Consider the following 10453-nt stretch of genomic DNA (forward strand, 5'->3'; position numbering starts at 1 on the left):
CGCGTGGAGGAAGGAAGGCGTCACCGGGAGCTCGTCCACATAGATCTGCTCGTCGAGGAAAGCGTCATCAATGGCGGAAGCGATTGCAGGCATCGCAGCGAGACGTCCTCCCTCTCCGCACCCTTTCATGCCGAATTCGGTATAGGGCGACGGCGTCTCGACGTGATCGACAATGATGTCTGGGACTTCGACAGCTGTTGGAAGCGCATAGTCGGCCAGCGACCCGGTCAAGAGCTGACCATTGTCGTCATAGACGTACTTTTCGTACAGCGCCGTCCCAATGCCTTGCGCGATGCCGCCGCGGATCTGCCCGTCGATCAGCTTTGGATTGAGAACCGTTCCCGCATCATGGACCGCCACGTAACGCAGGAACTTCACAGTATTGAGCGCTTCGTCGATCTCCACCACCACGATATGGCACGCGTGCCCGACGATGGGATAGAAAATGCCCAGATCCGATCGATCCGCCTTCGGCAGCGTAGTCAAGGGATGGTCGTAGGTGTATTGGGCGACCAGACCACTCCGATAGCGCTCGTCCTTCGGGAAAGATAGGCGGAAGCTGTGAGCAGCGCGCGCGACTTCCGCGAAAGTTTTGCCGCGCGAAGGTTCGTCCCGGACGTGGACGCGCTCATCGTAGACCTCGAGAGTGTCCTCCGTTGTCGACAGCATCTCTGCGGCGAAAAGCCTGAGCCGCGACTTCAGCTCGCGGCAGGCGCCGGCGATAGCTCCCGCCAGCATGACCGTGTAGCGGCTGCCAACGGGCCCCTTCGACATGAGACCGTGCTCAGTCGACCCATAATTCACGGAAATCCGAGCTGGATCGATCGAGAGGTGCTCGGCGACGAGCTGGATCGCCGACGTTTCGGGGCTGTTGCCCCAGTGCGGAGCGTAGAGCGTGATAACAACGGCCCCATCGGCCATCATACGGATCTGGACGCTCTCGGGGCTCGATGTTTGCGGAAAGCCAGGCTCCTTGTCCAGGAACCATAGTTCGGTGACGCTCAGGACGCTACGTTCGTTCACGGTTGCCAGACCGATCCCGATGCGCTTGCCGCGCTCGCGCGCCGAAGCCTTTAGAGCCCGCCACTTGTCCAGCTCGGCCAAGGACATTGCACGCTCGAGAACTCGCTCATAGTCTCCGCTGTCGTAAATATTGCCGTTCGGAATCCTGTACGGAAACTGGTTCTTATTGATGAAGTTCTGCCGGCGCAGCGCGATGCGATCTAGGCCGAGCTCGCGGGCCGCGGCGTCGACGAGCCGCTCAATGACGAAATTGCCGACCTCTCCGCCGAAGCCGCGGTACGGTGCCTGGTTCGTCTTATTGGTCAGAACGCAGGTCAGATCGTATTCCAGTGCTTCGATCGTGTAGGGTCCGATCGCCTGAGCAAGGGCGTTGCCGTGCGATCCGGTATTCATGAGGAAATACGCGCCGTAGTCATCGATGACTTTCAGGCGGAGACCCGTGAACCGCCCCCCCGCATCGATCGCCAGCGCGGCATCATAAATTCGGTCGGATGCGTGCTGATTGCCGTTGGCCATGTGCTCGGCTCGATCTTCGGTGAACTTGACCGGTCGTCCCGTAAGGCGAGCGAGAACCGCAGCGATCATTGGCACGTGATAGAGCGTGGACTTCCCTCCGAAGCTGCCACCGACATCCCGCATGTGAAAGTTGAGTTGATGCGGCTCGACGCGTAGCGAAGCGGAGAGGCGCATGCCGAGCACGCCCTGCTGGGACATGTTCGAGTAAATCGTGTACTTGATCTCGGCGGGATCGAAATCGACGACCGCGGAGCACGTCTCGATCGGCTGCGGTGATACCCGATTCCACCGGAAACGGCGTCGGACAACGTGGGCCGCGTCGTTGAAGGCCTTGTCTACGGGCCCCCATGCGTACCGGCTTTGGTGGACGATGTTAGTTCCACGATCCGGGTGGAGTATCGCGTCTCCTTCGGCGAACATCGATGCTTCGGGATCGACGACAGCAGGCAGCGGCTCGAAGTCGACGTCGATCAGTGCCAAGGCATCCTCGGCAATGTAGCGGCTTTCCGCCGCCACGATCGCCACAGGCTCGCCGACGTGCCGCACCCGATCGATGGCGACGCAGTGCTGGATAACAGGCGGGGACGAAAGCGTGGGCATCGGTCCCATCAGCTGCGCGGCCTCCGCGCCCGTCAGGACCGCAAGGACGCCAGGCAAAGCTTTGGCACGCGTGGTATCGATCGACTTGATCCGCGCATGCGCATGCGGAGATGCCAGCGCCGCTGCATAAGCCATCCGCGGCAGGGAGACATCATCGCTGAAGCGGCCACGGCCCATTAGGAAACGTGAGTCCTCCCGGCGGGGAACGCTGCGACCTATCCAACGTGCGTTACGGGTCTGCGGCTCGCTCATCTTCGGTCGTCCTGTGCTTTGCCGGCGACCTTGGCGATGGCGTCGACGATCGTTTCGTAACCCGTGCAGCGGCAGATATTTCCGGAGATCGCCTCGCGTATCTCTTGGCGGTCGGCCGACCCTCCGGCCCGGAGATATTCGTTGGCAACCATGAGGAAGCCCGGCGTGCAAAAACCGCATTGCAGGCCGTGAGAATCGCGGAAGGCTTCCTGCAACGGAGTAAGTGCGCCGCTCTCTTTGGCGAGGCCTTCGACCGTCTCGACCGAGGAGCCGTCGATCTGTGCCGCGAAGGTCAAGCACGCACGCGCGGAGCGCCCGTCTATAAGTACCGTACAGGCTCCGCAGACGCCGTGTTCACAGCCGACATGCGTGCCGGTCAGACCAAGATCCTGTCGCAGGAAATCGGACAGCAGTAGTCGCGGTTCGACGGCGCGGGACACGACCTCGCCGTTGACCGTAAGTTTAATGGAGGTATCGGACATTTCAGATCCTTGGTGAGGCGACGGCGCGGATGATCGCGCGTTCGATCAGCACCCGCGTCACGTGCCGGCGATATTCGGCAGTGATGTTCGCGCTCCCCTCGAACACGATGGTTTCGATCATGCTGGATGCGGCCCTGGCCGCGGCGTCCGGATTGACCGGCTGGCCCACCAACTCGGCCTCAGCGGCTTCGGCATGCACCGGCGTGCCGGCTACTCCGGCGAGCGCGATGCCGGCGGAGCGGCATACGTCGCCGTCGAATGCAAGTCGCACGGCGACGGCCGACATGGCGAAGTCCCCCTTGCGCAGGCTCACTTCCTCGAAGGCGAAACGTTCGTCGGCCTGAGCCTTCGGAATTCGGATCTGGACGAGCAATTCGTCTGGTTCGATCGCGGTCGTGAACGGACCCAAGTAAAATTCCCTCGCCGGGACCGTCCGAACGGACGACGCGTTCTGCAGGACAAAGTCGGCGTCAAGAGCATTCATCACGCAAGGCATCTCAGAAGCCGGATCTGCGTGCGAAAGATTGCCGCCGAGTGTGCCCCGGTTGCGGATCGTAAAGTGAGCGACGTGCTCGTATGCTTCTCTCACCAGAGGCAAGTGCTTGGCGACAACCGGACTTGCTTTGACTTCAAAGTGGCGGGTCATCGGCCGGATCGAGATCCAGTCTCCATCTTCCTCGATGCCGCGCAGATCAGGAATTCGCTCGAGATCGACGAGTACGCTGGGTTGGGCGACTCGGAAGTTCATCATGGGTATGAGGCTCTGGCCGCCAGCCAGAGCCTTGATGTCCGCTTCTTGATGGGCGGTTAAGGCCTGCAATGCCTCTTCGAGGCTGTCAGGCCGAAGCAGATCGAACGCAGCCGGTTTCATTTAAGTATTTTCCTCAAAGCCAAGGTAGGCGGCGCGCACGGCGGGATCCGATTTGATTGTTTTGCTGTCACCGGATTTCACCACCCGACCGCTTTCGATCACGTACGCCCGGTCAGCGACCTCGAGCGCCATTTCCGCATTTTGTTCGGAAAGCAGGATGGCGAGCCCACGCGCCTTGAGGGATACGACGAGTTCGCCAATCTGATCGACAATCAGGGGAGCCAGACCGAGCGTCGGTTCGTCGAGCATCAGAGCCTTGGGCCTGGACATCAGCGCACGTGCAATTGCCAGCATCTGCTGCTCGCCGCCGGACATGCTGCCCGCCCGCTGGTCGATCCGTTCGCGAAGCCGCGGAAAGATCGTCAGCATTTCTTCGATGAGCTCTTTGGCCACTCCGGCGGTACGACGAACCGTCCCTAATTCCAGGTTTTCCAGCACGCTCATCTCGGGAAAAACGTGCCGGCCTTCGGGTGAAAGCGCCAATCCGTTCTCGATCCGGTGATGGACCGCCCACTTCGATATATCGTGCCCATCGAGCATAATGGCCCCGCTGGATTTGGCCATCCCGAGGACCGCATGCAGCGTCGACGACTTGCCCGCGCCGTTCGCGCCAACCAGAGCGACGACCTCTCCACTCTTCACGACCAGGCTGAGATCGGAGACGGCTCGGATCGGGCCGTAGTGGACGCCTACACCATCAAGCTGCAGCATGCGCCTCTCCCGCTCGTCTTTGACCGAGATAGGCCTCGATAACCGCAGGATCATTGCGGACGGAAACGGGGTCTCCCTGTGCAAGCATCTTGCCGTGGTGGATCACGACCAGTTCGTCGCAGATCTCCATCATCATCCGGAGATTATGATCGATCAGTATGATCGTCACCCCGTCGTCGCGTAGCTGGCGCAAGAGCCGAACGAGGGAGACGGCCTCGGTTCCGCTGAGACCCGCGGCGGGCTCGTCCAGAAGCAGGAAATCCGGACGAGCAGCCAGCGCGACCGCAATCGAAAGCAACCGCTGTTCGCCGTACGGCAACGCGCCGGCTTCGCTCTGATGACGGCCAGCGAGCCCGACCTTTTCCAGGCATGCCTGGGCCCATGACGCGCGGACTTTCTCTCGCTCGAGATAGGCTTTGGTTTGGAGCACCGCCGACCAAGCCGTCTCTGGTGAGAGAAGGTGGGTCCCGATGAGCACATTCTCGAACACCGTCAGCATTGGGCACAATGTGGTGTGCTGAAATGTCCGCACGACCCCTTCTTCAGCGACGCGCGGCGCGGAGAGACCGGTAAGCTTCCGCGGACCGATATCGATGCTTCCCTGCGAGGGCGTGAGAAATCCGCTTACCAGGCTGAGGCATGTGGTCTTTCCGGCACCGTTCGGACCGATCAAACCAAGGATTCTTCCGCGCAGAACCGAAAAGGACACGTCGTCGATGGCCTTCAAACCTCCAAAGCTCTTGGAGATCGATGAAATAGCAAGTGAAGCCGCCTGCACCACGGGCTTGGACGGAGGAATGGCCGCGTTCCGCGCTTCGCCCGCCGACCCGCGCGGCAGCAGACTTGCCAGACCGCCCGGCCGAATGCGCACCACCAGCAGAAGGATCAAGGCGAACACGGCGATGCGATACGCATCGATCGACCGCAGCAGTTCCGGAGCCGCCGCGAACAACACACCTCCGAAAACGGGGCCAAGCAGCGTACCCTTTCCGCCGACAATGACCGCGAGAAGGCCTGTCGCGGAGAAGTTCGTTCCGAAGAGGTCGGGACTGAGGACGAGGATCCGAGGTACCAAGAGTGCACCTGCAAGCCCTGCGATACCGCCCGACAGCGCAATTGCGCCGACCTTGTGGCTTAGCGGCGCGATGCCAACGCTTTCGGCGAGTTCCTGCTTGTCGCGCAGAGCCATCCAGGCGCGGCCGTAGGGACTCGCGACCAGACGACGCATGATCTCGATGAGTAATGCGAGCACCACGATGCAGATCATGAGATGATATTGCGCGAAGATCAGGCCGAAGGATTCAAAATAAGCGATACGAGGACGCGGGACCACGACGCCTAACGGGCCACGGGTAAGCGATATCCAGTTGAGGGATAGCAGCCGGAGAATTTCGGATACGACCAGCGTAGCGATTGCGAAATAGTGCCCGCTCACCCGCAGGGACGCGACGCCAACGACCGCCCCCAACGCTGCTGCCGGCAGGCTCGCCAATGCTACCGCCAGCCAGAAATTCACTCCCCACCGGACTGCCAGCAGCCCCGCCGCGTAGGCGCCGAGACCGAAAAACGCCGCATGACCGAAGGACATCAAACCGAGATATCCGCTCGAGATGTTGACCGACACACCCAGCATGGAGAGTACAACAGCGTAAACCGCAAGACTGGCGTAGTAGCTGGGTAGCGTCATTGAAGCCAGCACCGCGGCAGCGGCGGCGACAACCGTAATGAGCGTTGCGCGGTTCATCGCGCACTCCTCGCGAACAGACCTTGAGGACGTAGCAGCAGCGCAACCAGCAACAGGGAATAGATGATCGCGCTCGACGCGTCGCTCGACATCGCGATGCTCGCGATCGATTCCGCGACTCCCAGCGCGACGCCGCAGACGACGGCTCCGACGAAGCTGCCCATGCTGCCAATCACGACGATCACGAAAGCATTGATGATCGCATGGCTTCCCATTGCGGCACTGAACGTGACGATTGGAACGACCAGCGCTCCGGCGAGACCCGCCAGCAATCCGGACAAGGCGAGCGTGAGGAACGCGATTTTCCGGACGTCGACGCCGACGACCTCGGCTGCCCATGCGCTCTGCGCGACGGCGCGGAGGGATCGGCCGAACTTTGTTCGCATGAGCATGAGTTGCAAGAAGATGACGAGCAGCAATCCGACACCGATGACGAGCAGGCGCTGCGCGCTCAGCGCCACCGGGCCCAGGCTCAACACCCAACCGCCAATGCCTGGACTGGGGATGGGTCCGGGGCCGGCACTCGCGACGACCGTTTCATTGATGAGCATGCTGGCCGCAAAGGTCGTAATCAGAACGAGGGCGTGCCCGTCCTTCCGAGGCAGAACCGGACTGATCGCGATGCGGTCGGTCACGATTGCAATTAGAGCGCCTGCGATCGCCGCGATCGGCACCGTCAAGATGTACGGGATGCCGAGACGACTGGTGAGCATTACGGAACAGAGAGCGCCCACCATGTACAATTCGCCGTGCGCGAAGTTGATCACGTGCATGACTCCGAAGACGACCGTCAGACCGAGCGCGATAAGCGCGTAGATCATCCCGGTCGAAATGCCGTTCGCCAGCTGCTGGAGCACAAGGTCGAACATGACGATCCCCGAAGCTAGCGCTGGGTGGCGACGACTTTCCCGTCCTTCACTTCCACGTGGTAGACGTGATCGCTGGATGCCTGCCCTGACTTGTCGAATGCGACCGTTCCACGAGGAGTGGGCCAAGGGTTGGCTCGAAGAACCTCCGCGATTTTCTTGGTATCGGTCACCGTTCCAGCCTTTCTCATAGCCAGTCCGGTGATCCAGACGCTTTCGAAGCCGAGCAATTCTATCTTTCCAGGCACGCTCTTGTACTTCGCTTCATAGCTTGTGACGAAGCGCTTGTTCAGGTCGGTGTCGATCGAAGGCGCGTAGATGTCTTCCGAAAAGACGCCTTCGGCGGCAGCGCCCGCGACTTTGGGGAAATCGTTGTTGAGTACGCCCGGCGTCAGACAACGCTTTGGCATGTAGCCTACGTCCGCCATGCTCTTGATCAGATTTCCGGACTGCTCGGGGTTGCTCGCCATGATGCAGACGAGATCTGCGCCGGATCCGCGGACGTTGCTCGCAAGCGCGGAGAAGTCGCTTTGTTTGACCTCGAAGATATCGGTGAAGACGATCTTGCTGCCGAAGCTCTTCTTTGCGTCGTCGAGGGTCAGACGACCGAAGTCGTTGTTCTCCGCGAGATAGGCAATCTTCGCGGGCGCGATCTTGTTCTTCAGGTAGTCGTTGAACGATGCGGCGTCCATCGTCGAAGTCGTATTAAGTCGGAACACTCGATCGTAATCGCTCTTGGTCACGTCAGGATGCTTCGGCACGGCGAGCATTAATAGTGCATCTTCCGCCTTCACAACTGGAATAGCCGCCAATGCAATCGTGCTCGAAATCTCACCTGCGACAACATGAACTCCGTCTTGAGTGATCAACCTCTCAACTGCCGCTACACCTTCGACCGGGGAGTAGTTGGTATCGTAGACGATAAGCCGAACTTCCTTGCCGTTCACCCCACCATCAGCATTCAGCAGGTCGGCTGCGATGTTCGCCCCTTGGACACCTTGCTGCCCAATGATGCTCTTGGTCGGAAATATCACTCCGATCGGAAGCGTGTCCTTGGCCGAAGCATCGCTAGATTGCGCCCCCCAAGCCAACGCGATCAGCGCTCCCGCAGCGGCGGCGCAGAGCAGTCGTTTATTCATGGTCCGCATCCTTCCCCTTATTGAATTTGTGGTTTTGTTTGCAGATCGCCGATCGAGCGAACCGTCACTCGTCGAAGATCGCCACGGCCCTGGTCCAACCTGCCGAGGCTCCGCGAATCTTCACCGGAAAGCAGGCGATGCGAAAACCGTGAGATGGAAGGGCTTCGAGACCGTGTAACTTCTCCATATGGCAATAGCCGATATCGCGGCCCGCCTTGTGCCCCTCCCAGATCAGCTCCATTTTTCCGGTCTGCGCGACGCGTTTGGCCGTGAGCGACAAAGGAGCGTCCCAACTCCAGGCATCGGTTCCGGTTATTCGAACCCCGGCCTTGAGAAGATGCAGCGTCGCCTCTTTCCCCATGCCGCAGCCGGTCTCGACGTAGTCCGGCGCGCCGTAACGCTCGCCGGCTCGCGTGTTCACCACCACGATGTCATAGGGCTTGAGCGTGTAACCAATGCGGTCCAGCTCCCGCGCTACGTCGTCGACCGTCGCAACATATCCGTCCTCCAAATGACGGAAATCGAGCTTCACACCCGGACGGAAGCACCAATCCAGGGGAATCTCGTCCACCGTGATCGCTCGCTCGCCCCCGTCGACGAGGGAGTGATTCATCGTTGGGTGAAAGTGATACGGCGCATCCAGATGGGTGCCGTTGTGCGTGGTGAGCTCGACGCTTTCCATCGCCCAGGCCTTCCCGTCGGGTAGATCGCTGGGCCGCAGATCGGGGAAGAAGTTGCGCATCCGTCCAATGGTCTCGTCGTGCCCGTGATAGGCCACTTTGGGACGAGCAAAGACTGGATCGCTTGCGATGCCGTTTTCGATACACACCGAGATGTCGACAATCCGCATTCACATCCCCCCGCCCGGCGCGCGACAGGCGCCCAATCTCGGATGGGAATTACCGGATCGCCCAGGTCTAAGTCAAGCGATTGCTTGAAACACTCAATTGATTGGACTTTGCCGACGTGGATGTTAGTTATCGTTTTTGCGCTTACAGAGAAGGCTGCTCTCGATGCGATCCTCCACGAAGCCCGCCAAGGTCACCGAGGACCGCCCCACTTCCGGGACACGGGAAAGGCTACTCGATGCCGCTGAAAAGCTCTTTGCAGAGAAGGGGTTCAATGGCGTCTCGACGCGGATGATCACCGACGAAGCCAACGCCAATAGCGCGGCGATGCATTATCATTTCCGCTCCAAGGCAGCCCTCATCCGGGCCGTCTTCGAGCGCCGACTCGGGCCGATCAATGAAGAGCGCGAGCGCTTGATGGCCGAAGCGGTCGCGGAAAATGCGCCGGATCCGGCAACGGTGCTTCGAGCATTCATCGGTCCGACACTGGCGCTGGGCGACTCCGAAGGAGAGCGGCATTTCAAGGTATTGGCCGCACAATCATCCATGGACCCGTCGATAGAAGTTCGAAACGCGGTCTACGATTTCTACGACTCCGTGGGCCGTAAGTTTTGGAATCGCTCGAGGCCGCTTGCAAGGGCATGCCGCGGAAAGAGCTTTTTTGGAAGCTCGGCTGCATCTACGGCGCCATGCTCTACATCAGGGCCGACAGCGGCCGATTGCAGCGCCTGATGGGCAATGATCTGTCGTTCGGAGACCCAGATGAGGCCATGTCTTACATCATCCCATTCCTGACCGCTGGTCTGGCGTCGAAACCTCAAGCCAGCGAACGCACTTGGAAGAAGCGGAAGTCCGAACAACCATTGCGAGCGGCAAAGGTGCCTCCGGAGATCACTCCGCCAAAAGCGAAAAGAAGATCAGCCTCAAAATAGAATGGCGTGAAACGAGAACGCCGCGGTGGCCGAGCCCTAACGCGCCAATTGCATATCTGAACAAGGTTAGAGTTAGCTGGAGCGCAGACCTCAATCTATCGCCGAAGAGCTGGTAAGGGGAAAATCAAAAGACCACAGGACCGCTTCTGGCCCTTTGCGGCGCTCCGTCGAATGACCGCTTTCGGAGCACTTCCTCCCAAGAAAGTACGGAAGGCACGCTCCTGAGCCTACGCTTCTGAACAGTCTGCGGACCAGCTTGCCAGCTCCATTACCCCGCTTAGTCGTCATCAGCGCCGAACGAGTGGGACGATCCCGGTGATGAGCGATTGAAGCGAGTTCGCACCTCAGCCAATCAGCGGCTGGCCATGCTCTTCCTGTACTCGGGGCAGGCGCAGGGGTGTCCCGTCGCATAATAGGCCCTCCGGCTCGTAGCTATGATGAGCGCAGCAATCGCCGTTGCCATCATCAC

At 60.2% G+C, this 10453-nt stretch carries 9 protein-coding genes and 1 pseudogene; 2 read left to right on the top strand and 8 right to left on the bottom strand.

Annotation, left to right across the window (positions count from 1 at the left end; translation table 11 throughout):
- The 8 genes from I5M_RS05140 to I5M_RS05175 form a co-directional block, all read right to left on the bottom strand.
- The coding region (locus I5M_RS05140; RefSeq protein ID WP_031335435.1) for a xanthine dehydrogenase family protein molybdopterin-binding subunit at positions 1–2391 on the bottom strand (2391 nt) is incomplete at its 3' end.
- Positions 2388–2873 (bottom strand): (2Fe-2S)-binding protein, encoded by a 486-nt coding sequence (locus tag I5M_RS05145; RefSeq protein ID WP_022720429.1) that lies wholly within the window; start codon positions 2871–2873, stop codon positions 2388–2390. The genes I5M_RS05140 and I5M_RS05145, both read right to left, overlap by 4 nt.
- A 1-nt stretch (position 2874) precedes the next feature.
- Positions 2875–3744 (bottom strand): xanthine dehydrogenase family protein subunit M, encoded by an 870-nt coding sequence (locus I5M_RS05150; protein WP_022720430.1) that lies wholly within the window; start codon positions 3742–3744, stop codon positions 2875–2877.
- Positions 3745–4455, bottom strand: a complete 711-nt coding sequence (locus I5M_RS05155; RefSeq protein WP_022720431.1) for an ABC transporter ATP-binding protein — start codon at positions 4453–4455, stop codon at positions 3745–3747.
- Entirely contained in the window at positions 4442–6199 is a 1758-nt protein-coding gene (locus tag I5M_RS05160) for an ATP-binding cassette domain-containing protein (RefSeq protein WP_022720432.1), read from the bottom strand. Before I5M_RS05160 ends, I5M_RS05155 begins: the two co-directional genes overlap by 14 nt.
- Positions 6196–7068 (bottom strand): branched-chain amino acid ABC transporter permease, encoded by an 873-nt coding sequence (locus tag I5M_RS05165; protein ID WP_022720433.1) that lies wholly within the window; start codon positions 7066–7068, stop codon positions 6196–6198. Before I5M_RS05165 ends, I5M_RS05160 begins: the two co-directional genes overlap by 4 nt.
- A gap of 14 nt (positions 7069–7082) precedes the next feature.
- The gene (locus tag I5M_RS05170) at positions 7083–8204 is read right to left on the bottom strand and encodes an ABC transporter substrate-binding protein (protein ID WP_159103974.1); all 1122 of its coding nucleotides are present in this window, start codon (positions 8202–8204) and stop codon (positions 7083–7085) included.
- 64 nt (positions 8205–8268) lie between these two features.
- Entirely contained in the window at positions 8269–9054 is a 786-nt protein-coding gene (locus I5M_RS05175) for a cyclase family protein (RefSeq protein WP_022720435.1), read from the bottom strand.
- Between the two features lie 163 nt (positions 9055–9217).
- Between I5M_RS05175 and I5M_RS34390 the strand changes: the two are divergent.
- Positions 9218–9449, top strand: a pseudogene (locus I5M_RS34390) (TetR/AcrR family transcriptional regulator); the annotation flags it as partial.
- 244 nt (positions 9450–9693) lie between these two features.
- Complete coding sequence (locus tag I5M_RS34395) at positions 9694–9984, top strand: hypothetical protein (RefSeq protein WP_022720437.1); 291 nt, start codon at positions 9694–9696, stop codon at positions 9982–9984.
- Positions 9985–10453: the final 469 nt, after the last annotated feature.

It is taken from the genome of Rhodopseudomonas sp. B29, from assembly GCF_000333455.1.
Taxonomy (GTDB): domain Bacteria; phylum Pseudomonadota; class Alphaproteobacteria; order Rhizobiales; family Xanthobacteraceae; genus Rhodopseudomonas.